Genomic DNA, 25,205 nt, shown 5'->3' on the forward strand with positions numbered 1-25,205 from the left:
CCCGCCGAACCGGCTCCCGCACCAGCCCCTGCTCCCGCACCGGCTCCTGCGCCAGCCCCGGCACCCGCGCCCGCTCCGGCGCCGAGCCCGTAATCTGGCCAACTGATCTGGCATCTTGATTCCAGCCAAGAACGGCCCGCTGAAAAGCGGGCCGTTTTGTTTGGGGCACCTATCGGCGAGCGTCGCGATTCTTCACCGCCCCCTCTGTCCTGCCGGACATCTCCCCCTCGAGAGGGGAGATCGGCAGTTCACGAACAGCGCCAGGTTAGAAACGTGAGAAACTTGAAAGCTCGCGACGCGGCGGTGAAGTCCAATCTCCCCCCTTGAGGGTCCCTTGAGGGGGAGATGGCCGGCAGGCCAGAGGGGGGTGCTGTCCCTCCAGCGTTTCCTTAAATATGGATCGGCTTGAAGAACGTCGCCAGCGCTGCTTCCTTCACCGCTTCCGACATTGTCGGATGCGCGTGGCAGGTGCGGGCGAGGTCTTCCGAGGAGCCGCCGAACTCCATCAGCACCGCCGCCTCATGGATCATCTCGCCGGCGCCGAAGCCGACAATGTGGACGCCGAGCACGCGGTCGCTGGCTTTGTCGGCGAGGATCTTCACGAAGCCGTCCGTGTGCAGCATGGCGCGCGCGCGGCCGTTGGCGGTGAACGGGAATTTGCCCATCTTGTAGTCGATGCCGGCCTTCCTCAGCTCTTCCTCTGTCTTGCCGACCGAAGCGATTTCCGGGCTGGTGTAGACGACGCTCGGAATGACGTCGTAATTCACATGGCCGGCCTGGCCGGCAATGGTCTCGGCCACCGCCACGCCTTCATCCTCGGCCTTGTGCGCCAGCATCGGACCGGCGATGACGTCGCCAATGGCGTAGATGCCGGCCACGTTGGTCCTGAGATGCCCGTCGGTCTTGACCCGGCCGCGCTCGTCGACCTCGACGCCGGCTTCTTTCAACCCGAGGCTGTCGGAATAGGCCCGGCGTCCGGTCGAGATCAGCACCGCGTCGGCCTCGATGGTCTCGGCCGCACCACCCTTGACCGGCTCGAACGTAACGGCGGCGCCCTTTTTGGCCTTGGTCACCCCTGTCACCTTGGCGCCGAGCTTGAACTCGAAACCCTGCTTGGAAAGCAGGCGCTGGAACTGCTTGGAGACCTCGCCGTCCATGCCGCCCAGGATGGCGTCGAGGAATTCGACCACGGTGACCTTGGCGCCGAGCCGTGCCCATACCGAGCCGAGCTCCAGACCGATGACCCCACCGCCGACAACCACCAGATGTCCCGGCACTTTCTCCAGCGATAGCGCGCCGGTCGACGATACGATCACCTTCTCGTCGATGTCGACCTTGACGCCGGGAATGCCGGCGACATCGGAGCCCGTGGCAATAACGATATTTTTCGTCTCGATCTCCTCGACCTTGCCGTCCTCAGCCGTCACCAACACCTTGCCGGCCGCAACCACCTTCCCGGTGCCGCGGAAACTATCGATCTTGTTTTTCTTGAACAGGAAGGCGACGCCATTGACGTTGGCCGAAACGGTCGCGTCCTTGTGCGCCATCATCTTCTTCAGATTGAGTTTCGGCGCCGGTATCTCGACGCCCAGCGCATTGAAGGAATGGCCGGCCTCGGCAAACATTTCCGAGGCATAAAGCAGCGCCTTGGATGGGATGCAGCCGATGTTCAGGCAGGTGCCGCCGAAAGTGGCGTTCTTCTCGACCACCGCGACCTTGAGCCCGAGCTGTGCCGCCTTGATGGCGCAGACATAGCCGCCCGGTCCCGACCCGATGATAACGACATCATAAGCCATGTTCGTTTCCCTTAGCTTGGGGCTCAGCGGCCGCCGCTTACATTCAGGATTGCGCCCGTCGTGTAGGACGCTTCATCCGACAAAAGATAGAGAACGGCATACGCGACTTCATCGGCCGTGCCGGCTCGTTTCATCGGCAGCATGTCGCGGAACCGCTCGACCCGGTCCGGCTGGCCGCCCGAAGCATGGATCTCGGTGTCGATAATGCCCGGCCGTATCGCATTGACCCGCACGCCTTCGGTCGCGACTTCGCGCGCCAGGCCGAGCGTGAACGTGTCGATCGCCGCCTTGGACGCGGCATAGTCGACATATTCGCCGGCCGAGCCGTGTAGCGACGCCGCCGACGAGATGTTGACGATGGCGCCGCCCTGGCCGCCATGCTTGCTCGACATGCGTTTGACCGCTTCGCGCGCGCACAGGAACGAGCCGATGACATTGATGCGCATCATGCGCTCCAGCCGCGCCAGGCTCATCTCATCGACGCGCGCCTTGACGTCGACGATTCCGGCATTGTTGACCAGGGCGTCGAGCCGGCCATAGGCGCGATCGACGGCTTCGAACATGGCGACGATGTCGGCTTCGACGCCGACGTCGCCCTTGACGGCAAATGCCTCGCCACCCGCCGCCTCGATTTCGTCGACCAGCGCCTTGGCGGCAGCCTCGTTCGAGGCATAGTTGACCGCGACCCGGTAGCGCGCCTTTGCCGCAAGCCGGCAGGTGGCCGCGCCAATGCCACGACTGCCGCCGGTGACCAGAAGCACCTTCTTGGACGCGCTCATTCCTGGCAACCTTTCAGCAGAAACACGTCCCATGGCAGTTTTGAGAAACCGTTCGGGCCGAAGGCCGTCGACATCTGCAGCGACGGCCCGAGATCGGGGAAGATCAGGCTCTGCGGCGCGTCCGTGCCTTCCGCCGCCAGGAGCGCGATGTTGCCCTTGTCGTCGGCGCTGTAGACGACACCCTGCCACACCGTGCAGCCGGCAAGCTCGTCACCGGTGACGTCGCCGGTCGGGCATTTGTACATCAGCGACCCTTGCGGTCGCGAAACACCGGATGTCCACATGACAATGCCGTCGAGAACGATGCCCTTGTCGAGCACCATCTTGAACGAGTTGGTGACGGTGACCGCATCCGTCGTCGGCCGGAAATCAATGCCGGCCTCGCTTTCGGCATCGCCATAGACAGCAAGCGCCAGCGGGCAGGCGGCATGCGCCTCGTAACCCGCTGCGAGAACAGCCAGCCCGGCCATAAATCCGATCATTGGCGAAGCGATGTTTGTCATGAATTGCTCGGGCTGCTCTCGCGGCCGTCGGCGTTTTCGAGCACCTCGAAATCGGTCATCAAGACCAGCGGCTCGCCGGCCGCATCCAGTCCCCAGAAGGAATAATAGTTCCCATCACCGAAGCCAGTGTCGAACATGGCTATATTAAGCGGATTTCCATCAACCGGATTATCCATGCGGAACTTGTCGAACGAGCATGCAACGTCAGCAAGATAGCTGTCGAGTTCCTCCTGCTTGGACATCAGCGTCAGAACCGACTTGTCCATGAACGAAGCAACATTATCATCGACAATAAATCCAGACTTCCAGGACGATGTGCCGACGTCGCGGACGAAGGCAGCCAACTCCCACCGCACCGGCAAGCCAGTGCCAAACCGCAATACCGCTGCAGCAACACGGCCTTGCGCCTCAAGCAACGTGACTGGATAGCATCCCGGCCTGACCTTACGGCTAAACACAGGCCGTTCCAGCCCGGTAATCAGTGGATCGCAAGCGATGATTTCGCCGGTCGGTAGCTCAAGCTCACCGATCGCGGTGACGATGATCTTCCGCTCCGCCATTTCGGCTTCGCTGAGAGCGAAGACACCGAGATTGCTGCTCGCCGGCGCCGAATCCCATTCAGTCGATGTCGCCGGCGGAGAGATGGCGGCGGAAGCCGCCGGCCGGGAACGCCTCAATACGCTACCCGCTACTCGACCGAGCTTGAACCCAAACCGCGCCAGCCAGCCGCTCATGACGGATCAGCTCCGATCACAAATCAAGCACCAGCCGTTCGGGATCCTCCAGGCTATCCTTGACGCGGACCAGGAAGGTCACGGCTTCCTTGCCGTCGACGATACGGTGATCGTAGCTCAGCGCCAAGTACATCATCGGCCGGATCACGATCTGGCCGCCGACCACGACCGGCCGGTCCTGGATCTTGTGCATGCCCAAAATGCCGGACTGCGGCGCATTGAGGATCGGCGTCGACATCAGTGAGCCGTAAACGCCGCCATTGGAGATGGTGAACGTACCACCCTGCATGTCGGCGACCGACAGCTTGCCGTCCCGCGCGGCGATGCCCAGCCGGCCGATATCCTTCTCGATCTCGGCAATCGACATTTGGTCGGCATTGCGCACCACCGGCACGACGAGACCCTTTTCGGTGCCGACGGCAACGCCGATATGGGCATAGTTCTTGAAGATGATGTCGGTGCCGTCGATCTCGGCATTGACCGAGGGGATTTCCTTCAATGCGTGCGTAACCGCCTTGGTGAAGAAGCCCATGAAGCCGAGCTTCACGCCGTGCTTCTTCTCGAAGATGTCCTTGTACTTGGTCCTGAGCGCCATCACCGCCGACATGTCGACCTCGTTGAAGGTGGTCAGCATGGCGGCGGTCGACTGCGCTTCCTTCAGCCGGCGCGCAATGGTCTGGCGCAGCTTGGTCATGCGCACGCGCTCCTCGCGCGACGCATCGTCGCCCGAAGACGGCGCACGCACGGCGACCGGAGCCGGTGCGGCCTTCGGAATTTCGGCCGGCTGCGACGGCGCGCCCTTGGAAATCGCGTCGAGCACATCGCCCTTCAGCACCTGGCCGCGCTTGCCCGACCCGGAAACCTGGTCGACCGACAGATTGTTCTCGGCGATCAGCTTCGCGGCAGCTGGCGCCGGCGGCATGGTGCGCGGCTCGACCGGCCCGGCGTCGCCGGCTATCTTGGCGGTCTCAGCCGCAGCCTGCCTGGTCGTGTGCGCTGCGTCCGGGCTCGAAGCCTGCGACACCGCTTGCGGCTTGGTCTCCTGCTTGGACGCCGGGGCGGCCGTGGCGACGCCTGCCGAGATCGAACCCAGCAACGCGCCGACGCCGACGGTCTCGCCTTCCTTGGCGGTGATCTCGCCCAGCGTGCCGGCGGCGGCGGCAGGCACCTCCACCGTCACCTTGTCGGTTTCGAGCTCGACCAGCGGCTCGTCGACGGCAATGGCATCGCCGACCTTCTTGAACCACTTGCCGATGGTCGCCTCGGTGACGGATTCGCCGAGAGTGGGAACGCGGATTTCGGTAGCCATTGTGCCTGTTCCGTTTCTTCTCTGTCTGTTCTATTCGCCGGGTTTGTTCTATTCGCCGAGCGCGTCTTCGAGCAGGGCGGCGAGCTGCGCCAAATGCTTCGACATCAAGCCGGTCGCCGGCGATGCCGCCGCCGGCCTGCCGGTGTAGCGCACCCGCTGATGCTTGGCGTCGATATGAGCCAGCACCCATTCCAGATACGGATCGATGAACGACCAGGCGCCCATATTCTTGGGCTCTTCCTGGCACCACACCATCTCCGCATTGCGGAAGCGCGACAGCTCGGTGATCAGGGCCTTGGCCGGGAACGGGTAGAGCTGTTCGACGCGCAAGAGATAGATGTCGTTGATGCCGCGCTTCTCGCGTTCCTCGTAGAGGTCGTAATAGACCTTGCCCGAGCACAGCACGACGCGGCGGATCTTGGAATCCTTGGTGAGCTTGATCGCCTGGTTCTGCAACAGCTGGGCATCGTCCCACAACAGCCGATGGAACGAGCTTTCGCCCGAAATTTCCGGCAGCGTCGACACTGCCCGCTTGTGGCGCAGCAGCGACTTCGGCGTCATCAGGATCAGCGGCTTGCGGAAGTCGCGCTTCAGTTGCCGGCGCAATATGTGGAAGTAGTTTGCCGGCGTGGTGCAGTTGGCGACTTGCATATTGTCTTCGGCGCAGAGCTGCAGGAAACGCTCGAGCCGGGCCGAGGAATGTTCCGGCCCCTGGCCCTCATAGCCATGCGGCAGCAGGCAGACCAGGCCCGACATGCGCAGCCACTTGCGCTCGCCCGACGAGATAAACTGGTCGAACACCACCTGGGCGCCGTTGGCGAAATCGCCGAACTGCGCTTCCCAGAGCGTCAGCGCCTTAGGCTCGGCCAGGCTGTAGCCATACTCGAAGCCGAGCACCGCCTCTTCCGACAGCATCGAGTTGATGACTTCGTAGCCGGCCTGTGCGGCCGAGAGATTGTTGAGCGGGATGTAGCGGGTCTCGTCGCGCTGGTCGTAGAGCACGGAATGGCGCTGCGAGAAGGTGCCGCGTTCTGAATCCTGGCCGGAGAGCCGGATCGGATTGCCGTCGAGCAGGATGGCGCCGAAGGCCAGCGCCTCGGCCGTCGACCAGTCGATGCCTTCGCCGGAGTCGATCGCCTGGCGGCGGTTTTCGAGGAAGCGGATGATGGTCTTGTGCGCCTCGAAACCTTTCGGCACCTCGGTCAGTTTCTTGCCGATGTCCTTCAGCACCTTGACCGGCACGGCGGTCTTGCCGCGGCGCTGTTCGTCCTGGTTGTCGGCGGTGCGCAAACCAGACCAGGCGCCGTCCAGCCAGTCGGCCTTGTTGGGCTTGTAGTGCTGGCCGACTTCCCATTCGGACTCCAGATGGGCGCGCCAGTCGGCCTTCATCTTGTCGAGTTCGGCCTGGCTGATATGGCCCTCGGCGATCAGCCGGTCGCCATAGATCTGCACCGTCGTCTTGTGGTTGCGGATGTTGGCGTACATGATCGGCTGCGTGAAGGCCGGTTCGTCGCCCTCATTGTGGCCGAAGCGGCGATAGCAGAACATGTCCACCACCACCGGCTTGTGGAACTTCATGCGAAATTCGATCGCCACCTTGGTGGCATGCACCACCGCTTCCGGGTCGTCGCCATTGACGTGGAAGATCGGCGCCTCGATCATCTTGGCGACGTCGGACGGATAAGGCGACGAGCGCGAGAAGCGCGGATTGGTGGTGAAGCCGATCTGGTTGTTGATGATGAAATGCAGCGTGCCGGCGACGCGGTGGCCGCGCAGGCCCGACAGGCCGAGAATTTCCGCGATTACGCCCTGGCCAGCAAAGGCGGCGTCGCCATGCAGAAGCAGCGGCAGCACCTTGGCGCGCTCTTCCAGCGGCACGATCTCCTCGCGGCTGCGGCCGAACAGATAGTCCTGCTTGGCGCGCGCCTTGCCCATCACAACCGGATCGACGATTTCCAGATGCGAAGGATTGGCGGTCAGCGACAGATGCACCTTGTTGCCGTCGAATTCGCGGTCCGACGAGGCGCCGAGATGGTACTTGACGTCGCCCGAGCCCTCGACCTCGTCAGGAGCGGCCGAGCCGCCCTTGAACTCGTGGAAGATGGCGCGGTGCGGCTTGGCCATCACCTGGGACAGCACGTTCAGCCGGCCGCGATGCGCCATGCCGAGCACGATCTCCTTCATGCCGAGCTGGCCGCCGCGCTTGATGATCTGCTCCAGCGCCGGGATCAGGCCTTCGCTGCCATCGAGGCCGAAGCGCTTGGTACCCTTGTACTTGACATCGATGAACTGCTCGAAGCCTTCGGCCTCGACCAGCTTCTGCAGGATCGCTTTTTTTCCCGTAGCGGTGAAGGAAATCTCCTTGTCGGCACCCTCGATGCGCGCCTGGATCCAGGCCTTCTCCTCGGGGTCGGAAATGTGCATGAACTCGACACCGAGCGTCGAGCAATAGGTGCGGGTCAGGATCTCCAGCATCTGCCGGATGGTGCCGAATTCGAGGCCGAGCACATTGTCGAGGAAGATCGGCCGGTCGTAGTCGGCTGCGGTGAAACCGTAATTCTCCGGGGACAGCTCGTTATAGTCCTCAAGCGGCTTGGCGATGCCGAGCGGGTCGAGATTGGCATGCAGATGGCCGCGCATGCGGAAGGCGCGGATCATCATGATGGCGCGCACCGAATCGCGCGTCGCCTGATGCACGTCGGCATCCGACAGCACGACGCCATTGGTGACCGCCTTGTCCTTGACCTTCTTTTCCAGATGCTTCTCGACGATGCCCCAATTGCCGTCGAGCGCCGACACCAGTTCGCCATTGGCCTGCAGCGGCCAGGAGGGCTTTGCCCAGGAAGCGCCCTTGGCGTTCTTGCGCACATCGCCGGCGTCGTCCTTCAGCCCGGCGAAAAAATCCTGCCATTCGGGGTTTACCGACTCTGGATCATCCTCATAGGACGCGTACAGCGCGTCGATATAGTCGGCATTGCCGCCATAGAGGAAAGAGGTGAGCGAAAATTGGTCGTTGGCCTGATCTTGTCTTGCCATTTTTGTCCGCGGAGCCTGGCTCCGTCTCCTTTTCAAAAGCGAATAGTGAGTAGCGAATAGCGAGTAGGGATTTTTCCCGGGTCGCGCCGTTACTCTCTTTTCCCTATTCGCTATTCACTACTCGCTACTCACTTGGCCTTGATCGCCTCGACCAGCGTCGTGCCCAGACGCGCTGGCGATGGCGATACTTTAATGCCGGCCGATTCCATCGCCGCGATCTTGTCTTCCGCGCCGCCCTTGCCGCCGGAGATGACCGCGCCCGCATGGCCCATGGTGCGACCGGCCGGCGCGGTGCGCCCGGCGATGAAGCCCGCCATCGGCTTTTTGCGGCCGCGTTTGGCCTCGTCCTTGAGGAACTGCGCGGCGTCTTCCTCGGCCGAACCGCCGATCTCGCCGATCATGATGATCGACTTGGTCTCGTCGTCGGCGAGGAACATCTCGAGCACGTCGATGAACTCGGTGCCTTTGACGGGGTCGCCGCCGATACCGACGGCGGTCGTCTGGCCGAGGCCGACATTTGTGGTCTGGAACACTGCCTCATAGGTAAGCGTTCCCGAGCGCGAAACAACGCCGACCGAGCCTTTGCGGAAGATGTTGCCGGGCATGATGCCGATCTTGCATTCGTCGGGGGTGAGCACGCCGGGGCAGTTCGGGCCGATCAGCCGCGAGGTCGAGCGGTCGAGCCGCGCCTTGACCCTGACCATGTCCATCACCGGAATGCCTTCGGTGATGCAGACGATCAGCGGGATCTCGGCTTCGATGGCTTCGAGGATGGCTTCGGCGGCGCCCGTCGGCGGCACATAGACGACCGAGGCGTTGGCGCCGGTCTTTTCCTTGCCCTCGGCGACCGAGGCGAAGATCGGCAGGTTTTCGCCCTTGGCGCCGGTCCAGGTCTCGCCACCCTTCTTTGGATGGATACCGCCCACCATCCTGGTGCCGTGATAGGCCAGCGCCTGTTCGGTGTGGAACGTGCCGGTCTTGCCGGTCAGGCCCTGCACCAGCACCTTGGTGTTCTTGTCGATGAGAATGGACATCGGAGCCCTTTTCTAAAAACCGTTGATCGAGGAAGGCGAGACGCGCCGGTAGACGCCGCTCACCATGTCTTGCCAGCTGTCGCTGCCGGCAGGTTTGAAATGCAATCGCATGCGGTAGGCATCGGCATTGTCGAAAATATATGTGACCCGCGCGGAACCGCGCGGCGACGACCGATCAAGAGTGAGCTCGCTGCCGTTCCATGCGCCTGTGGCCGGCGAGGCCGGCACAAAGCCCATGGAATCGAACTGGTGCATGGTGACGAGGCTGTTTTGCTGATCGAATCCGAACACTGAGTGCGAGCCGAACGAGACCGTGCCGTCGCGGCGCTGGCGATAGCGCTGCACCACGAACAGGCCGCCGAACTGTGCCTCCCCCAGCACTTCCGACGTCGCCGGTCCACCATCGGCCCATTGTGTTTCCGCCACCTCTTCCTCGCCGCGCCACGCGCCGACCAGCGCCTGCAGGCGCTGGTGATCGGCCGAGAGCAAGGAGAACGCGTTCATGGGTCAGAGCCGCTTCAGGTCGGAGACGGTGAGGTCGCTCTTGGCGTTGCCGGTGTTGAGCGTCGTTGCCGGCTCGAACATCAGCACCACCGGCTCGGCGGTCAGCGACCGCGGCCGGTGCTCGACGCCCTTCGGCACGACAATGAAATCGCCCTCGCCGAGCTCGACCGGGCCGTCGCGAAAATCGATGGCGATCTTGCCCCGCAGCACGAGAAAAGCCTCGTCCTCATGCTCATGTGCATGCCAGTCGAAGGTCTCGCCGAACTTGGCGACCTTCGCCTGGCTGTCATTGACGTCGCCGGCGATATGCGGATCGAAGACCTTGGTGATCGTTCGATCCGCCGCCTCGACCAGGTTTATCTTGCGCGGAGGCATTCGCCTTCAGCCCTTCACCGCCGCCACGATCTTCTTGGCTGCGTCATCGAGATCGTCGGCCGACACCACGTTCAGGCCGCTGTCGTTGATGATCTTCTTGCCGAGCTCGGCATTGGTGCCTTCAAGACGCACCACCAGCGGCACTTCCAGGCCGACTTCCTTGACTGCGGCAATGACGCCCTCGGCGATGATGTCGCACTTCATGATGCCGCCGAAGATGTTGATCAGTATGCCTTTGACGGCCGGATCCTTGGTGATGATCTTGAACGCCGCCGTCACCTTCTCCTTCGACGCGCCGCCGCCGACATCGAGGAAGTTGGCGGGCTCGGCGCCGTAGAGCTTGATGATGTCCATAGTCGCCATGGCGAGGCCGGCGCCATTGACCATGCAGCCGATATTGCCGTCGAGCGCGACATAGGCGAGGTCGTATTTCGACGCCTCGATCTCCTTCTCGTCCTCTTCGGTGGTGTCGCGCAGTTCCATCAGTTCGGGGTGGCGGAAGAGAGCGTTGTTGTCGAACGACACCTTGGCGTCCAGCACGCGCAGGCGGCCGTTTTTCATCACGATCAGCGGGTTGACCTCGAGCAGGCTCATGTCCTTCTCGACAAAGGCCTTGTAGAGGATCGGGAACAGCGTGCCGGCATCCTTGGCGGCATCGCCGGTGAGGCCCAGCGCTTCCACCAATATGTCGACGTCGATGGTCGTCACGCCGGCCAGCGGATCGATGGCGCGGGTGATGATCTTTTCCGGTGTGTCGTGGGCGACGCCTTCAATGTCCATGCCGCCCTCGGTCGAGACGACGAAAGCGATGCGGCCGACCGAGCGGTCGACCAGGATCGACAGATAAAGCTCGCGATCAATGTCGGCGCCGTCCTCGATATAGAGGCGGTTGACCTGCTTGCCGGCGGGGCCGGTCTGCTTGGTCACCAGCGTGTGGCCGAGCATCTCATTGGCGTTGGCAACGACTTCGGCAACCGACTTAGCCAGCCGCACGCCGCCCTTTGCGTCGGGCGACAGTTCCTTGAACTTCCCCTTGCCGCGGCCGCCGGCATGGATTTGGCTCTTCACCACATAGAGCGGACCGGGAAGCGCTTGTGCCGCGGCTTCCGCTTCGCTTGCCTTGAACACCGGCACGCCTTCGGCCACCGGCGCGCCAAACGACTTCAGCAGCGCCTTGCCTTGATATTCATGGATGTTCATCTGGACGGTCTCCGGATCGGCTGCTTTGGGGGATTACTTCGAGGCGAGGTGCGGGGCGATCTTGACGCAGGCCTCGGTCAGGCCCTGCACCGTCGCCACCGAAGCGTCGAACATCTTCTGCTCGGCCTTGTTGAGGTCGATCTCGATGATGCGCTCGACGCCGCCGGCGCCGATGACAACGGGAACGCCGACATAGGTGCCCTTGACGCCATACTGGCCCGAGAGATGCGCAGCGCAAGGCAGCACGCGCTTCTTGTCCTTGAGGTAGGATTCGGCCATCGAGATGGCCGAGGCTGCCGGGGCGTAGAAGGCCGAGCCGGTCTTCAACAAGCCGACGATCTCGGCGCCGCCGTCGCGGGTGCGCTGCACGATCTGGTCGAGCTTTTCCTTCGAGGTCCAGCCCATCTTGATGAGGTCCGGCAACGGAATGCCCGAAACCGTGGAGTAGCGGATCATCGGCACCATGGAATCACCGTGGCCGCCGAGCACGAAGGCGGTGACGTCCTCGACCGAGACCTTGAACTCCTCGGCCAGGAAATAGCGGAAGCGCGCGCTGTCGAGCACGCCGGCCATGCCGACGACATGGGTCTTGGGCAGGCCGGAAAACTTCTGCAGCGCCCAGACCATGGCGTCGAGCGGGTTGGTGATGCAGATGACGAAAGCCTTGGGCGCGTATTTCTTCAGCCCTGCGCCGACCTGTTCCATGACCTTGAGGTTGATGCCCAGCAGATCGTCGCGGCTCATACCCGGCTTGCGCGGCACGCCGGCAGTGACGATGCAGACATCGGCGCCCTCGATCCCGGCATAATCATTGACGCCGGTCAGCCGGGAGTCAAAACCGTCGACCGGCGAAGACTGCGCGATATCGAGCCCCTTGCCTTGCGGAATGCCCTCGGCAATATCGAACAGCACCACGTCGCCGAGGTCCTTGAGGCCGATCATGTGAGCGAGCGTGCCGCCGATCATGCCGGAGCCGATAAGCGCTATCTTGTTGCGTGCCATGTGAGGAAATTTTCCCTTTGTCTGTGACGACGCCCAAATCTCTGGTGATCTGGTTGACGGCGTCGAGGAAGAGGCCGGAATGCTGTGGTCTCAGCGAGATTTCGCCGCATCCAGTAGCCCTGGTGGAAAATATATTCAATCGATTATTTTCGAGTGAATAATTTCAATCGGTTAGAAACATTGGGGTTTACGTAAACGTCAAAGTTTGTAGGCCGACTTGAGAGGTTTTATACAATGAACGTGGAAATCAGAAGACTCTGTCCAGGCGATGACGCCCTTGTGAAGCGCATCGCCGAAGACGTGTTCGACGAGCCGGTGCGGGCCGACAGGCTTGCCGCTTACCTCGCCTCGCCGGGTCATTTAATGATTGTCGCGCTGGCAGACGGCGTCGTCGTCGGCCAATGCGCTGCCATCATCCACCGCCATCCCGACAAGGTGACCGAACTCTACATCGACGAAGTCGGCGTCTCGCCGGCCTTCCAGCGCCATGGCATCGCGCGAAAGATGCTCGACGCCATGTTCGCGCTCGGCCGCGAGCAGGGATGCGGCGAAGCCTGGGTCGGCACCGAACCGGACAATGTTCCAGCGCGGGCGCTTTATGAATCGCGCAGGGAGGTGCATGGGCCGGCGGAGTCGTTTGAGATGTATGTGTATGAGCTTTAGGCGTCGGCGGGACAGCGCCCCCCCTCTGCCTTGCCAGGCATCTCCCCCACGAGAGGGGAGACCGGACGTCACGCGACCTTTCGCCAATCTCCAATGGCCGCAGGAATGAGCGGAGCGCCGAAACCGCCGATCTCCCCCCGTGTGGGGGAGATCTCCGGCAGGACAGAGGGGGGCGAAGGATCACTACATAATGACCTCTTGGAACCCTCAGACCTGCGCTTCCGCGTTGTCCTTCTGCCGTTCCGCCCAGTCCTCCAGCCAGTCGCGGCTTTGCATCTCGATCAGCCGCGAGGCGGTGCGTTCGAATTCGAACACCTCGACGCCGCGCCTGGCCGTATAGAGCTCAGGCGGCGAGGCGTCGGCGCTTACCACCAGCCGCGTGTGATGATCGTAGAGCGTGTCTATCAGGAGGATGAAGCGCTTGGCCTCGTTGCGCTTGCCTTCGCCCAGCACCGGCACGTGATCGATGAAGACGGTCGAGAAGCGGCCGGCAATCGCCAGAAAATCGCGTGCGCCGAGCGGCTTTTCGCAGAGGTCGGCGAAGGAAAACCGCGCTGCATCCCCGGCGGCAGCCGGTATCCTCACTTGCCGCCCCTTGAGCGTCAGCGCGGTCTCGGCCGTTGCCGCCCCGTGCGTCATCGCCTGCCAGGCTTCGTCGAGCATACGATCGGCTTCGGCATCCGCCGGCGTGACATAGACAGGCGTGCGGGCGAGCTTTTCCAGCCTGTAGTCCTTGTCGGCATCAAGCGTCAGCACATGGGCGTGGCGCTCGAGAATGCTGATGAAGGGCAGGAAGAGTTGGCGGTTCAGCCCGTCGCGATAAAGGTCTTGCGGCGCGACATTCGAGGTGGCGACCAGAACCACGCCATTGGCGAACAGCGCCGAAAACAGCCGCGACAGGACCATCGCATCGGCAATGTCGGTGACCGAAAACTCATCGAAGCACAGCACCCAGGCCTGTTCGGCAAGCTGAAGCGCGACCGGCGGGATCGGGTCGTCCTCCTTGACGTCGCCGTTCTTGCGCGCCTGCCGGTGCTTCTGGATGCGGTCCTGCACATCGGCCATGAAGTCGTTGAAATGAACGCGGCGCTTGCGCCTGACCGGCAACAGCTCGAAGAACATATCCATCAGCATGGTCTTGCCGCGACCGACGCCGCCATGAATGTAGAGGCCCTTGACGACCTCGCGCGTCTCGCGCTTGCGGGCAAACAGCCAGCCGAGCGCGCTCGACTTGTGCGCCAGCCGCTTGACCGAGATCTCGTCTGTCAGCCGGTCGAGCGCGGCGGCGATGCGCTCCTGCGCCGCATCGCGCTCGATGGCGCCGGTTGCGACCAGATGGTCGTAGCGCTGCCTGACGGTCGCATGGGTCTGGAGGCCGTCACGCAGATGCATCGGTCACGTCGCTGTCTAGGGATAGGCAGCCTATCTTGTAAGCGATATCGGCAAGCCGTTGGTAGTCTGGCCGTCGAATTTCGAACCGCCCGAGGAATAGAGCCGCGCCAGCGTGCCGCCATTCTCGTCATAGAGCGTCAGCTGCTTGCCGGCGACGTTCCACGATTTGATGCCGTCGATGGGCGGCGGGCAATGCAGCGGCCCGGCGCGGAAGCCGGCGCCGAATTTGGTCTGCGGCGTCGCCACCTTGCAGCTCTGTCCGGACACGCTGGCGTTCCAAACGCCGGCAACGCTCGCAGCGGTAAGGTCGGAGGCTCCGGCCGGCGCCGATCCGTCCGGCGGCAGCGAGGCGACCTGCGCGCCTGCCGGCGCGGTCGGGAATTGCGATGGGTCGGTGGTGCCCGGCGCTGCCGGGGGCGGCAGTTGGCTTCCGCTCACCGTGCCGGCGGGCGCGGGCTGCAGCGGGGCGGGCTGCTGGTCATCCATCGATGAAAAACGCGAGGTCGAACAGCCGCTCGCAACGAGCGCTGCCAGCGATACGGCCATCAGCCCGCTTCTCGAAAAAATCATTCAAACCTCCGTCGGATCCGGCTGGGGGGGAAGCCGTCCGCACAATCTCACCCCTCACCAAGATGGAGAAGGTGGCGAAATTTCAACCCGATATGGTTAAAATAGGGTTTGCACCACGAATTGTTGTAAATTTGTCGCAAAATGGCTGGCGGACAAAAGGCATGTCTTCTCTCTAGCGCGGTTCCAACCGGTACATTGGTTGCGAAAGCGGCACCGGAGCCCGCAGCAGGTCGGCGCATCGGCGGTCGAGCGCAACTGCCGGCGCAAAACTGACTGAAGCGCTTGAGGCGCAAGGCCTGGCGCGTGAGCGGTTTCGCGCCTTCCGTCCGGGCGAGCTTTGGGACGTTCCCGAGATCGAGCGCGGCTGAAGTCTGCATTTGGCCGTTTACGGCACTGCCGTTTTAGCCGATGTTCTATCGCAACAGGGGGAACAGATGAAATCAATCTTGGCAGTTTTGATCGCGCTGGTAATTTCGACGCCGGCCGCTTTCGCGGGCGAAATCTCCGATCGCGCCGCTGAAGCCGAAAAGGCACTGCAGGCGGGTGATGGCGCCGGCGCGCTGGACAAATTCCGCAGCGCCGAGGACGCTCTGTGGCAAGCGATGCCGCTTGGCGTGCAAAATGTGAAGCATATCCTGTCGGCCAGCGGGTTCGGCGCCTACGCCGAGCGCCCGAACCATGTCTACAAGCCGGGCGAAGAGATTGTGCTTTATATGGAGCCGGTCGGTTACGGCTACGGCTCGGATGGGCTCGGCAACAACCAGATCGCGCTTTACGTTGACCTTACCGTGCTTTCCCAGTCGGGCGAGAAGCTGGGAACCGTCGAAAAGCTTGGCCGGGTCCAGCTCGCCTCGCGCTCGCATAACCGAGAGATGTTCTTCAAATTAAACGTCTCCCTGGATGGCGTTCCCCCCGGCAAATACCGCGCGGATTTCCTCATGCATGACGAGAACTCGCAAAAGACGGCGCCTTTCACGACCGACTTCGAGATTGCCGAATAGCGCGCCCAGGCGGAAAGAGCCTCGCGGCAAGGGAACCAGAGCGCGGCAGATGCGTTCTTAAGCCGGCTGCAGGCCAGTCAATTTGCGAGGCATTGTCCATGATCAAATGGATCATCATTCTTCTGATCGTTGCTGCCGCCGCCAGCCTGCTCGGCATGCCGGCGCTGGCCGGTGCCGCCGCCACCGGCGCGCGCCTGCTGATCGGCATCGTTCTCGTCATCTTCCTGCTGATCGTACTCGGCGTTTTCGCGGTAACCTAGACGCAGCCCACACTGGTAATTCCCGCCCGTTTCCGCCATATAGCGGCGAAACGTACAGGAATTACCTCAGATCATGGCAGGCACTGCCCCCTTCGCCAAGATGAACGGCATCGGCAACGAAATCATCGTCGCCGACATGCGTGGCCGTGCCGATAGGGTCACGGCGGCGTCGGCTGTCGCGCTGAACGCCGATGCGGCGACCAGGTTCGACCAGATCATGGCGATCCACGATTCGCGCACGCCGGGCACCGCCTTTTACATCGACATCTTGAATTCCGACGGCTCGGGCGCGCAGGCCTGCGGCAACGGCATGCGCTGTGTCGTCCAGGCGCTGGCCGCCGAAACCGGCCAGAAGACTTTCACCTTCGAGACCCGCGCCGGCATCCTCAACGCCGTCGAACATGCCGACGGGACCATCTCGGTCGACATGGGCACTCCGCGCTTTGGCTGGCAGGACATTCCGCTGGCCGAGGAATTCCGCGACACCCGCATGATCGAGTTGCAGATCGGCCCCATCGACGCGCCGGTGCTCCATTCGCCTTCGGCTCTCTCGATGGGCAACCCGCACGCCATCTTCTGGGTCGAAAACGATGTCTGGTCCTACGAACTCGAGCGTTTCGGCCCGCTGCTCGAAAACCATCCGATCTTCCCCGAGCGCGCCAACATCACCATCGCCCAGGTAACGTCGCCGGAGACGATGATCATCCGCACCTGGGAGCGCGGCGCCGGCCTGACCAAGGCTTGCGGCTCGGCCGCTTGCGCTTCCGTCGTCGCCGCTGCCCGCACCCGGCGCACCGGCCGCAGCGTTACGCTGATGACGCCCGGCGGCGGCTCGCTGCATGTGGAATGGCGCGACGACGACCACGTCATCCTGACCGGTGCCGCTGAATGGGAGTTTTCCGGCAATTTCGATCCGTCGACCGGCACCTGGGCCCGCGACACCGAAAGCGCTGCCTGATGTCTGCACTTGCCGATACCAAAGGCCCCAACTCCCAAGGCATAGACGTCGTCACCTTCGGCTGCCGTCTCAACACCTATGAATCCGAGGTGATGCGCCGCGAGGCCGAAAGCGCAGGTCTCGGCGCGCTCAAAGGCGGCGCGATCATCTTCAACACCTGCGCCGTCACTTCGGAAGCGGTGCGCCAGGCCAGGCAGTCGATCAGAAAGGCCCGCCGCGAAAATCCGGCGGCGCGCATCATCGTCACCGGCTGCGCCGCGCAGACCGAACCGCAGAATTTTGCCGCCATGGACGAGGTCGACCTCGTGCTCGGCAATGAGGAGAAGCTGAAGGCGAACTCCTATCGCGCGCTGCCGGATTTCGGCGTCAACGACACCGAAAAGGCGCGCGTCAACGACATTTTCTCGGTGCGCGAGACCGCCGGCCACATGGTCGACGCCATTGAGGGCCGGGCGCGTGCTTTCGTCCAGGTGCAGAACGGCTGCGACCATCGCTGCACCTTCTGCATCATCCCCTATGGCCGCGGCAACTCACGCTCGGTGCCGATGGGCGCGGTTGTCGAGCAGGTCAAGCGTCTGGCCGGCAACGGCTACGCCGAGATCGTGCTGACCGGCGTCGACATGACCAGCTTCGGCGCCGACCTGCCGGGCGCGCCGAAGCTGGGAAAGCTGGTGAAGACCATCCTGAAGCAGGTGCCTGATGTGAGGCGGCTGCGGCTGTCCTCCATCGATTCGATCGAGGCGGACGACGATCTGCTGGACGCCATCGCCACCGAGCCCAGGCTGATGCCGCATCTGCATCTGTCGCTGCAGTCGGGCGACGACATGATCTTGAAGCGCATGAAGCGCAGGCATTTGCGTGACCAGTCGATCCGCTTCTGCGAGGATGTGCGCAAGCTGCGCCCCGAAATCGTCTTCGGCGCCGACATCATCGCCGGCTTCCCGACCGAGACCGAGGAAATGTTTCAGAATTCGATAAAGATCGTCGAGGAATGTGGGCTGACGCACCTGCATGTCTTCCCGTTTTCGCCGCGCGAAGGCACGCCCGCCGCGCGCATGCCGCAGGTCCGCCGCGAATTGGTCAAGCAGCGCGCGGCCCAGCTGCGCGCCGCTGGTGAGGCTGCGTATCGCCGCCATCTGTCGTCGCTCCCCGGAACGCGCCAAACGATCCTTATCGAGCGCGACGGCCTCGGCCGCACCGAAGGGTTCACACTTGCCGCGCTCGGCACAGGCGCGCCGGGCGAGATCGTCGAGGCAGACATCACCGGCCATGACGGCGTGCGCCTGATAGCGGCGCCGCTCACTGCCTGCGCCGCCTGAGACGATTGAAGCATGGCCGGTTTTTTCAAGAACATATTTTCGTTCGGCAAGAAGGAAGTCGTCGAGGAGCGCATCGACGAAACCGCTCCCCTGCCGCCGATCAAATGGGATGCGCTTGAGGCGCTGAAGCCGGCGGCCGAGCAGGTCGTTCCGGAGTTCTTGAAGCGCGAGGAGCCCGAGCCGCCGACGCCCCACCCTCCCCTCGATGGGGAGGGTCGCCACGAAGTGGCGGGGAGGGGTGAGAGCGCCGACGCCGGCGCCACTCACCCCCAAGCTTCGCTTGGGACCTCCCCCATCGAGGGGGAGGTAAAGCCTGCGCCGCAGTCGGCGCCAGAAGAACCGAATCCCGAACCCGCGCCGACCATCCCGCCCGCACCGGAACCGGTCGTCCCATCCGAGCCGGAACCGTTGCCGGAGCCCGCTCCGGTAGAAGAACCGCAGCCTGAGCCGGAGATACCCGAGCCGCCTGCACCGGAAGAAGTTCCTGCGCCGCCAGCCGTTCCGGAGCCGGCTCCCGAGCCGCAGCCCCAAGAAGTGCCGCCGGCGCCGGCCGAGCCGGAGATCGAACCATCGCGTCCGGAACCGCAGCTGGAGCCCGCTCCCGTCGAAGTGCCGACGCCTGCCGAGACTCCAGCAGAACCGGCCGAAGTGCCGCAACCGTCCGCGCCTCCCGCACAGCCTACCTCAGAGGTCAGCGCCGCCCCTCATCCGCCTGCCGGCACCTTCTCCCCGTATAGCCACGGGGAGAAGGACGAGGCGCCCCACCCTCCCCTCGATGGGGAGGGCTTTACCTCCCCCATCAAGGGGGAGGTAAAGCGCACGTCGGTTGAAGCTGTACCCGCGCCCGTCGAAGCCAAGACCATCGTTGCCGAGCTGGCGCCCGCGCCGGCCCCGCAACCTTCGCCACAGTCAAAACCAGCTCCCGGCAAAGTCACCGTCACCAAAAAGGTCGAGCAGAAAGCCGAGCCGCAAAAGGCGCCCGAACCGGCGCCGCGGCGCTCCTGGTTCCAGCGCATGCGCGACGGGCTTGCCCGCTCCTCGAAAGAACTCACCGGCAACATTGCCGGCGTCTTCACCAAGCGAAAGCTCGACGAAGAGACGCTACAGGACCTCGAAGACGTGCTGATCCGCGCCGATCTCGGCATGGAAACAGCCTTGCGCGTCACCGATGCGCTCGCCGCCAGCCGCTATGGCAAGGATGTCTCCGACGCGGATGTCCGCACCATCATGGCGGCCGAGGTGGAGAAGGTGCTGGCCCATGTCGCCATGCCGCTGGAGCTCGACCTCTCGCACAAGCCGCATGTCATTCTGGTGGTCGGCGTCAACGGCACCGGCAAGACCACGACCATCGGCAAGCTCGCCGCCAAACTGACCGATGGTGGCCTGTCGGTGATGCTGGCCGCCGGCGATACCTTTCGCGCTGCAGCCATCGAGCAGCTGAAGATCTGGGGCGAGAGGACGAAGTCCCCGGTCATCGCCTCAAAGATCGGCGCGGATGCCGCCGGCCTCGCCTACGACGCTTTCGAACGCGCCAAGGAGGCCGGCTCCGACGTACTGATCATCGACACCGCCGGCCGGCTGCAAAACAAGACCGAACTGATGGCCGAGCTGGAAAAGATCGTGCGCGTGCTGGGCAAGCTCGATCCGGAAGCGCCGCATACCGTGCTGCAGACGGTCGACGCCACCACCGGCCAGAATGCGCTCAATCAGGTCGAGATCTTCCGCAATGTCGCCGGCGTCAATGGCCTGGTGATGACCAAGCTGGACGGCACGGCGCGCGGCGGTATTCTGGTCGCGATCGCGGCAAAGCACAAACTGCCGGTCTACTTCATCGGCGTCGGCGAACAGGTCGACGACCTCGAACCATTCTCGGCCGGCGAATTCGCCAGGGCGATCGCCGGCGTAGCGTAACAGGCAATGATCCCGAAGAGCTGACGGCTTTTTGGACAAGATCATGCGTCAGAAGGAAGTCATGAACCCACCCATCCTCGAACGCGACCCGTCCGACCCGCGAAAGAAGAAAGAAAGCGTCAATCCGCTGCTCAAGCTGGTGCTGGAACTCGGGCCGCTGATGGTGTTCTTCTTCGCCAATGCACGCGGCGCCTGGCTGGTGCAGAAATTTCCTGTCCTGGCCGAATTCGGCGGGCCGATCTTCGTCGCCACCGGCCTTTTCATGGCGGCGACGGCGATCGCGCTGATCGCCTCCTGGCTGCTGCTGCGCACCTTGCCGATCATGCCGATGGTCTCGGGCGTCGTCGTCTTCATCTTCGGCGCGCTGACGCTCTATCTGCAGGACGACGTGTTCATCAAGATGAAGCCGACCATCGTCAACACCCTGTTCGGCGGCGTGCTGCTCGGCGGTCTGTATTTCGGCCGATCGCTGCTCGGCTATGTCTTCGATTCGGCCTTTCGCCTCGATGCCGAAGGCTGGCGCAAGCTGACTTTCCGCTGGGGCCTGTTCTTCCTGTTCCTGGCTCTTGCCAATGAAGTGGTGTGGCGGAATTTTTCCACCGACTTCTGGGTTACCTTCAAGGTCTGGGGCATCATGCCGATCACCCTGTTGTTCACCTTCAGCCAGATGCCGCTGATCCTGCACCATTCGATCGAGGATAAGACCGAGAAGGTGGAAGAAGCCGGCAAGTAGAGCAATTCCAGGAAAAGTGTGAAGCCGTCCGGAATTGCGTCCGAATAAACGGAGACGGCCATGGAATTCGTCACCACGCGCGATGAACTGAGGACGATCTACAAGACCCCGCGGCCGACCGACACCTCGATGCGCAAGGAACTCCGGGCGCTCGACGGCCACTGCCGCTCTTTCATCGGCAAGAGCCCTTTCGTGCTGATCGGTTCTTCCGACGGCGCCGGCAATGCCGACGTGACGCCGAAAGGCGACAGACCGGGCTTTGCCCTTGTCCTCGACGACAGGACCATCGCCATTCCCGACCGGCCCGGCAACAACCGGCTGGACACGCTGGAAAACATCCTGCTCAACCCTTCGGTCGGGCTGCTTTTTCTCATCCCCGGCATGAACGAGACGCTGCGCATCAATGGCGACGCCCGCATAACCGTCGATGCCGGTTTGCGCGAGCGCCTCACCGTCGACGGCAAGCAACCGCAAAGCGTCGTCGTGGTGAGCGTCAAGGCCGCCTACATGCACTGCGCCAAGGCCTTCATGCGCTCCGAATTGTGGAAGCCGGACAGCTGGCATGACCGCGCGACGTTGCCGACGCTCGGTCAGATCCTGTCCGATCAGATGGCGCATGCCGAAACTGCCGACGATTTCGACCGCTCGCTGGACGAAGCCTACAGCAAGACCCTGTGGTAGATTTCGGGTACGATTCGCCATTGCGGTCCTTTGCCGGTTTTCCCTAGCCCTGTTTCCCCGTGATCGAACTCCTCGCCATCTCCGGCAGCCTGCGCGCCGCCTCGACCAATTCGGCGCTGCTGGCGGCGCTGTCCGCGAACGCGCCTTCGGATTGCCGCGTAACTGTCTATGACGGGCTCGGCCTGCTGCCGATCTTCAACCCGGATGACGAAGGCGAGCGCACACCGGCCGAGGCCATGCGGCTGATCGAGGCCGTCACCAGCGCCGATGGCATCATCGTCTCCTGCCCCGAATATGCCCATGGCGTGCCCGGCGGCATGAAAAACGCTCTCGACTGGCTGGTCTCGCGCGACGCCGCAGTCGGCAAGCCCGCCATGCTGGCCCACGCCTCCGCGCGCTCGCTCTATGCCCGCGCCGGGCTGGCCGAGATCATGCGCACCATGTCGTTCGCGCTTTGTGAGAATGCGGTTCTGGAGATTGCCTTGCTCGGCAAGAAACCGCCGGAGATAGAAGCGATCCTGGGAGAGGACGAGAACCTGCGGGCCATGCGCGAAGCGGTGCAGGTTTTCGCGAGTTTTATACGCGCAAACGTTGCCTCGTCATCCTAGGGCGGAGCAAGGAGCGAAGCGACGCGGCGCAGACCCTAGGATGACGAACGAAAGGGTGCGGCGCACCCCAACGTGCCGCTGTGCTACCCCTTCCGCAACGTCTCGACATCGGTCACACCGACATACCAGTCGCGCGCGTTGACCTCTTCGAACACCACCCAGACGTCGTCATTGCTAAGCCCGGTGGCGTCCATGATCGCCGCCGTGACCTTTTTGGCAATGTCGGCCTTCTTGCCAGCGGGATCAGCGGCGATCACTTCCTTGACGATGCGGATGTTGACGAATGGCATGACGTCCTCCCCTTGAATTGTGTCTGATAGCGCCGCGCCGCGGCTACGGAATCCGCTCCGGCGAACTGCTTGTCGGTCGTTCCGGCGGCCGCCGCGCAACAGGCGCCGCGGACATGCGCAGAAACGCCATCAAGGGCCGCCAGAGAAGCGTTTCCAGCAGCCTCAATACGTCTTCGCCCCGTTCACCATCAGCCGCACCATGTAGAGCGACGTGGTGCCGGCGATGTAGAGGCAGTTCAGCTTGTTGCCGCCGAACACGCAATTGGCGGTCACTTCCGGCACCTTGACCTTGCCGATCAGCGTGCCGTCGGGATCGTAGCAATGGATGCCGTCGGCGGCACTGGTCCAGATGCGGCCGGCCTCGTCGAGCCGGAAGCCGTCGAACAGGCCGGCCGTGCAGTCAGCGAACACCTTCCCGCCCGAGACCTTCTTGCCGTGCTTGCCGACGTTGAAGACCCGCATATGCGCGGGGTTCTGCGCGCCATGGGTGCGGCCGGTGTCGACGACATAGAGCTGGCTTTCATCCAGTGAAAAGGCAAGCCCGTTCGGCCGGACCATGTCGGTGATGACGGCCTCGACCTCGCCCGTATCCGGATCGACCCGGTAGACATTGCAAGCGCCGATCTCGCTTTCGGCCTTGTCGCCCTCATAGTCGGTGTCGATGCCGTAGCTCGGATCGGTGAACCAGATCGAGCCGTCGGATTTCACGACCGCGTCATTGGGCGAATTCAGCCGCTTGCCTTTCCATTCGGCCGCGATGGTGGTGATCGAGCCGTCATGCTCGGTGCGGCTGACGCGGCGGCCGGAATGCTCGCACGTCACCAGTCGGCCCTGGCGGTCGACGGTGTTGCCGTTGGAATTGCCGGAGGGCTGACGGAAGACGCTGACATTGCCGTCGGTCTCGTCATAGCGCAGCATACGGTTGTTGGGGATGTCGGACCAGACGACATAGCGGCCGGCGGCGAACCAGGCCGGCCCTTCCGCCCACTGACATCCGGTAAACAGCTTTTCCACCTGGGCGTTGCCGTTGAACAGCCGCGCGAAACGCGGATCGAGAATTTCGTAATAGTCTGCGGTCGCCATGCATTTCCTCCGGCATCACGTGACGCGCGGATCAAGCCAGCCTGCGGGCGCGATGGCAAGGTGGCGCAGGCGCAATTGTAAGACAAAAGGTGCCCGGCCGGCATGGCCCGCCAGCCTGTCCGGCCGTTTATGGTGCTGTAGCGCTGTATTAACCCGCTATGCGCCCTGTGCAATGGTGCATTGCAACATCTTCTTTTTGCATCGCACCATTCCTATGTCATGTTGCGAACGACCAAGGGAGGAACAAATTCACCGCTGATATGCGGCACGAAAGGACCCTTGCTATGGCTTTTGACAACCTCTTCTCCCGCGCGCGCTCCTCGATGGCCAAGCGCCGCCACTACAACCGCCTCGTCGCGGAAATCGAAAACCTGACGAGCCGCGATCTGGCCGACCTGCGCGCCGACCGCTCGGAAATGCTCTACCAGGTCCACAGGCAGATCTACGGCTGAGCATTTCAGACCTCAGCGGGGCACCGCCCCCTCACCCGGATTGCCAAACCGAATTGCATGAGCAATTCGGGCAATCCGACCTCTCCCCCCGGGGAGAGGAGCTAGCCTGTGCCGATGCTTCCCTCTTCTCCCCCACGGGGAGGAGGGGGCCGCGTAGCGGCCCGATGAGGGGCATGGCGCCAACGTCAGCCCGGTGCCGCGAGCGCCTTTTCAATCTGCGGCAACAGAACATCCCTCGCCGACTCCCGTGTCAGCGGCCCGACATGCTTGTAGGCAATCTTGCCGTCCTTGCCGATGACGAAGGTTTCCGGCACGCCGTAGACGCCCCAGTCGATGGCCGTGCGGCCGGCCTCGTCGACACCTATCGCCTGGAACGGATTGCCGAGATCACCAAGGAACCGGCGCGCGTTTTGCGCTTGGTCCTTGTAGTTTAGCGCGGCCATGACCAAGCGCTTGTCCTGCGACAGCTGCAAGAGCACCGGATGCTCTTCCCGGCACGGCGCGCACCACGATGCAAAGACGTTGACCAGCGTTACCTTGCCGGCGAAGGCTTTCGAATCCAGCCCGGGCAGGTTTGACCCTTCCAGCGCCGGCAGGTTGGTCTGCGGCGCCGGCAGGCCGATCAGCGCCGACGGCACTGCCGCCTCATCGCGTCCCGACAAAAGCTGCGACAGGAACAATCCGGCGAGGCCGAGAAAAACCAGCAGCGGCAACAGCACGATCAGGCGGCGGCGCGGCGACGCCGGCGTTTCGCTTTCCGTGCTCATGGCTTGCTGGCCCCAGTGCTGGCCCCAGTACCTGCTTTGTCCGAGCGACGCCGCACGCCGGCCGCTTCGAGGTCTGCCAGTTCGCGCTTGCGGGTCCGCTGGTCGAGCAGGATCCAGCCGATCAGCCCGGCCAGCACGATCACCGTGATGCCATAGGCGGCCGCGACATAGAGTGCGTGTGCACTCATGCGCTTCGCTCCCCTTCCACCGTCACTTCGTCGTGCTCGATCATGGCCTTCCCATAG

Annotated in this window: 27 protein-coding genes; 10 read left to right on the plus strand and 17 right to left on the minus strand. The window is 63.2% G+C overall.

Annotated features, from left to right (window positions below; genetic code table 11):
• Nucleotides 1-389: 389 nt before the first annotated feature.
• The 11 genes from lpdA to mdh form a co-directional block, all read right to left on the minus strand.
• On the minus strand, nucleotides 390-1,796 hold the full coding sequence (gene lpdA / locus NKI35_RS17340; RefSeq protein ID WP_352741036.1) for a dihydrolipoyl dehydrogenase: 1,407 nt from the start codon (nucleotides 1,794-1,796) through the stop codon (nucleotides 390-392).
• Nucleotides 1,797-1,819: 23 nt separating this feature from the next.
• Nucleotides 1,820-2,575: an SDR family oxidoreductase gene (locus NKI35_RS17345; protein ID WP_352741038.1), complete on the minus strand. Its 756-nt coding sequence runs from the start codon at nucleotides 2,573-2,575 to the stop codon at nucleotides 1,820-1,822.
• Complete coding sequence (locus NKI35_RS17350; RefSeq protein WP_352741040.1) at nucleotides 2,572-3,078, minus strand: hypothetical protein; 507 nt, start codon at nucleotides 3,076-3,078, stop codon at nucleotides 2,572-2,574. The genes NKI35_RS17345 and NKI35_RS17350 overlap by 4 nt, the downstream gene beginning before the upstream one ends.
• Nucleotides 3,075-3,812 carry a DUF4241 domain-containing protein gene (locus NKI35_RS17355; protein ID WP_031251241.1) on the minus strand — a complete coding sequence of 246 codons (738 nt, stop codon included), beginning with the start codon at nucleotides 3,810-3,812 and terminating at the stop codon, nucleotides 3,075-3,077. The genes NKI35_RS17350 and NKI35_RS17355 overlap by 4 nt, the downstream gene beginning before the upstream one ends.
• 16 nt (nucleotides 3,813-3,828) lie before the next feature.
• The gene (gene odhB / locus NKI35_RS17360) at nucleotides 3,829-5,121 is read right to left on the minus strand and encodes a 2-oxoglutarate dehydrogenase complex dihydrolipoyllysine-residue succinyltransferase (RefSeq protein WP_023670535.1); all 1,293 of its coding nucleotides are present in this window, start codon (nucleotides 5,119-5,121) and stop codon (nucleotides 3,829-3,831) included.
• Nucleotides 5,122-5,169: 48 nt separating this feature from the next.
• Nucleotides 5,170-8,157 carry a 2-oxoglutarate dehydrogenase E1 component gene (locus NKI35_RS17365; RefSeq protein WP_023670536.1) on the minus strand — a complete coding sequence of 996 codons (2,988 nt, stop codon included), beginning with the start codon at nucleotides 8,155-8,157 and terminating at the stop codon, nucleotides 5,170-5,172.
• Between the two features lie 128 nt (nucleotides 8,158-8,285).
• The gene (gene sucD / locus NKI35_RS17370; RefSeq protein ID WP_023805930.1) at nucleotides 8,286-9,191 is read right to left on the minus strand and encodes a succinate--CoA ligase subunit alpha; all 906 of its coding nucleotides are present in this window, start codon (nucleotides 9,189-9,191) and stop codon (nucleotides 8,286-8,288) included.
• Between the two features lie 12 nt (nucleotides 9,192-9,203).
• Nucleotides 9,204-9,695 (minus strand): DUF1579 family protein, encoded by a 492-nt coding sequence (locus NKI35_RS17375; RefSeq protein ID WP_023699238.1) that lies wholly within the window; start codon nucleotides 9,693-9,695, stop codon nucleotides 9,204-9,206.
• Between the two features lie 3 nt (nucleotides 9,696-9,698).
• On the minus strand, nucleotides 9,699-10,070 hold the full coding sequence (locus NKI35_RS17380; protein ID WP_023706740.1) for a cupin domain-containing protein: 372 nt from the start codon (nucleotides 10,068-10,070) through the stop codon (nucleotides 9,699-9,701).
• Nucleotides 10,071-10,076: 6 nt separating this feature from the next.
• A complete protein-coding gene (sucC, locus tag NKI35_RS17385) occupies nucleotides 10,077-11,270 on the minus strand; it encodes an ADP-forming succinate--CoA ligase subunit beta (RefSeq protein WP_023726041.1) in 1,194 nt (397 codons plus the stop codon).
• A gap of 33 nt (nucleotides 11,271-11,303) precedes the next feature.
• Nucleotides 11,304-12,272, minus strand: a complete 969-nt coding sequence (gene mdh / locus NKI35_RS17390; protein WP_023670541.1) for a malate dehydrogenase — start codon at nucleotides 12,270-12,272, stop codon at nucleotides 11,304-11,306.
• A gap of 234 nt (nucleotides 12,273-12,506) precedes the next feature.
• Between mdh and NKI35_RS17395 the strand changes: the two genes are divergently transcribed.
• Nucleotides 12,507-12,935 (plus strand): GNAT family N-acetyltransferase, encoded by a 429-nt coding sequence (locus tag NKI35_RS17395; protein ID WP_023670542.1) that lies wholly within the window; start codon nucleotides 12,507-12,509, stop codon nucleotides 12,933-12,935.
• A 207-nt stretch (nucleotides 12,936-13,142) separates the two neighbouring features.
• On the opposite strand, the gene zapE is transcribed toward NKI35_RS17395, so the two are convergent.
• Together zapE and NKI35_RS17405 are read right to left on the minus strand one after the other, a co-directional pair.
• Nucleotides 13,143-14,327 carry a cell division protein ZapE gene (zapE, locus tag NKI35_RS17400; protein WP_023715762.1) on the minus strand — a complete coding sequence of 395 codons (1,185 nt, stop codon included), beginning with the start codon at nucleotides 14,325-14,327 and terminating at the stop codon, nucleotides 13,143-13,145.
• A 30-nt stretch (nucleotides 14,328-14,357) separates the two neighbouring features.
• The gene (locus NKI35_RS17405; RefSeq protein WP_023687689.1) at nucleotides 14,358-14,897 is read right to left on the minus strand and encodes a protease inhibitor Inh/omp19 family protein; all 540 of its coding nucleotides are present in this window, start codon (nucleotides 14,895-14,897) and stop codon (nucleotides 14,358-14,360) included.
• Between the two features lie 446 nt (nucleotides 14,898-15,343).
• On the opposite strand from NKI35_RS17405, the gene NKI35_RS17410 reads away from it, so the two are divergent.
• From NKI35_RS17410 to NKI35_RS17445, 8 genes are all read left to right on the plus strand, one after another.
• Nucleotides 15,344-15,898 (plus strand): hypothetical protein, encoded by a 555-nt coding sequence (locus tag NKI35_RS17410; protein WP_245272143.1) that lies wholly within the window; start codon nucleotides 15,344-15,346, stop codon nucleotides 15,896-15,898.
• A 98-nt stretch (nucleotides 15,899-15,996) separates the two neighbouring features.
• On the plus strand, nucleotides 15,997-16,158 hold the full coding sequence (locus NKI35_RS17415) for a DUF1328 family protein (protein ID WP_023671746.1): 162 nt from the start codon (nucleotides 15,997-15,999) through the stop codon (nucleotides 16,156-16,158).
• A gap of 73 nt (nucleotides 16,159-16,231) precedes the next feature.
• On the plus strand, nucleotides 16,232-17,116 hold the full coding sequence (gene dapF, locus NKI35_RS17420) for a diaminopimelate epimerase (protein ID WP_023671745.1): 885 nt from the start codon (nucleotides 16,232-16,234) through the stop codon (nucleotides 17,114-17,116).
• Nucleotides 17,116-18,435 carry a tRNA (N(6)-L-threonylcarbamoyladenosine(37)-C(2))-methylthiotransferase MtaB gene (mtaB, locus tag NKI35_RS17425; RefSeq protein ID WP_352741043.1) on the plus strand — a complete coding sequence of 440 codons (1,320 nt, stop codon included), beginning with the start codon at nucleotides 17,116-17,118 and terminating at the stop codon, nucleotides 18,433-18,435. Before dapF ends, mtaB begins: the two co-directional genes overlap by 1 nt.
• A 12-nt stretch (nucleotides 18,436-18,447) precedes the next feature.
• Nucleotides 18,448-20,346, plus strand: a complete 1,899-nt coding sequence (ftsY, locus tag NKI35_RS17430; RefSeq protein ID WP_352741045.1) for a signal recognition particle-docking protein FtsY — start codon at nucleotides 18,448-18,450, stop codon at nucleotides 20,344-20,346.
• Between the two features lie 61 nt (nucleotides 20,347-20,407).
• Complete coding sequence (locus NKI35_RS17435; RefSeq protein ID WP_023715760.1) at nucleotides 20,408-21,079, plus strand: septation protein A; 672 nt, start codon at nucleotides 20,408-20,410, stop codon at nucleotides 21,077-21,079.
• A gap of 60 nt (nucleotides 21,080-21,139) precedes the next feature.
• The gene (locus NKI35_RS17440; protein WP_023683854.1) at nucleotides 21,140-21,760 is read left to right on the plus strand and encodes a pyridoxamine 5'-phosphate oxidase family protein; all 621 of its coding nucleotides are present in this window, start codon (nucleotides 21,140-21,142) and stop codon (nucleotides 21,758-21,760) included.
• A 59-nt stretch (nucleotides 21,761-21,819) separates the two neighbouring features.
• The gene (locus NKI35_RS17445) at nucleotides 21,820-22,368 is read left to right on the plus strand and encodes an NADPH-dependent FMN reductase (RefSeq protein ID WP_352741047.1); all 549 of its coding nucleotides are present in this window, start codon (nucleotides 21,820-21,822) and stop codon (nucleotides 22,366-22,368) included.
• 83 nt (nucleotides 22,369-22,451) lie between these two features.
• Here the strand turns inward: NKI35_RS17445 and NKI35_RS17450 are convergent, their stop codons facing one another.
• Together NKI35_RS17450 and NKI35_RS17455 are read right to left on the minus strand one after the other, a co-directional pair.
• Complete coding sequence (locus tag NKI35_RS17450) at nucleotides 22,452-22,658, minus strand: tautomerase family protein (RefSeq protein WP_023683852.1); 207 nt, start codon at nucleotides 22,656-22,658, stop codon at nucleotides 22,452-22,454.
• A gap of 162 nt (nucleotides 22,659-22,820) precedes the next feature.
• On the minus strand, nucleotides 22,821-23,741 hold the full coding sequence (locus NKI35_RS17455) for an SMP-30/gluconolactonase/LRE family protein (RefSeq protein WP_023706748.1): 921 nt from the start codon (nucleotides 23,739-23,741) through the stop codon (nucleotides 22,821-22,823).
• A 284-nt stretch (nucleotides 23,742-24,025) separates the two neighbouring features.
• Here NKI35_RS17455 and NKI35_RS17460 point away from each other — a divergent pair, with 284 nt between their 5' ends.
• Nucleotides 24,026-24,193 carry a hypothetical protein gene (locus NKI35_RS17460; protein WP_023687680.1) on the plus strand — a complete coding sequence of 56 codons (168 nt, stop codon included), beginning with the start codon at nucleotides 24,026-24,028 and terminating at the stop codon, nucleotides 24,191-24,193.
• Nucleotides 24,194-24,378: 185 nt separating this feature from the next.
• On the opposite strand, the gene NKI35_RS17465 is transcribed toward NKI35_RS17460, so the two are convergent.
• Nucleotides 24,379-24,960, minus strand: coding sequence for a DsbE family thiol:disulfide interchange protein (locus NKI35_RS17465; RefSeq protein WP_352741050.1), 582 nt, complete (start codon nucleotides 24,958-24,960; stop codon nucleotides 24,379-24,381).
• Nucleotides 24,957-25,148 carry a heme exporter protein CcmD gene (gene ccmD, locus NKI35_RS17470; protein WP_023671735.1) on the minus strand — a complete coding sequence of 64 codons (192 nt, stop codon included), beginning with the start codon at nucleotides 25,146-25,148 and terminating at the stop codon, nucleotides 24,957-24,959. The genes NKI35_RS17465 and ccmD overlap by 4 nt, the downstream gene beginning before the upstream one ends.
• Between the last annotated feature and the right edge of the window lie 57 nt (nucleotides 25,149-25,205).

Source organism: Mesorhizobium sp. M0676 (assembly GCF_040320535.1).
Classification (GTDB): domain Bacteria; phylum Pseudomonadota; class Alphaproteobacteria; order Rhizobiales; family Rhizobiaceae; genus Mesorhizobium.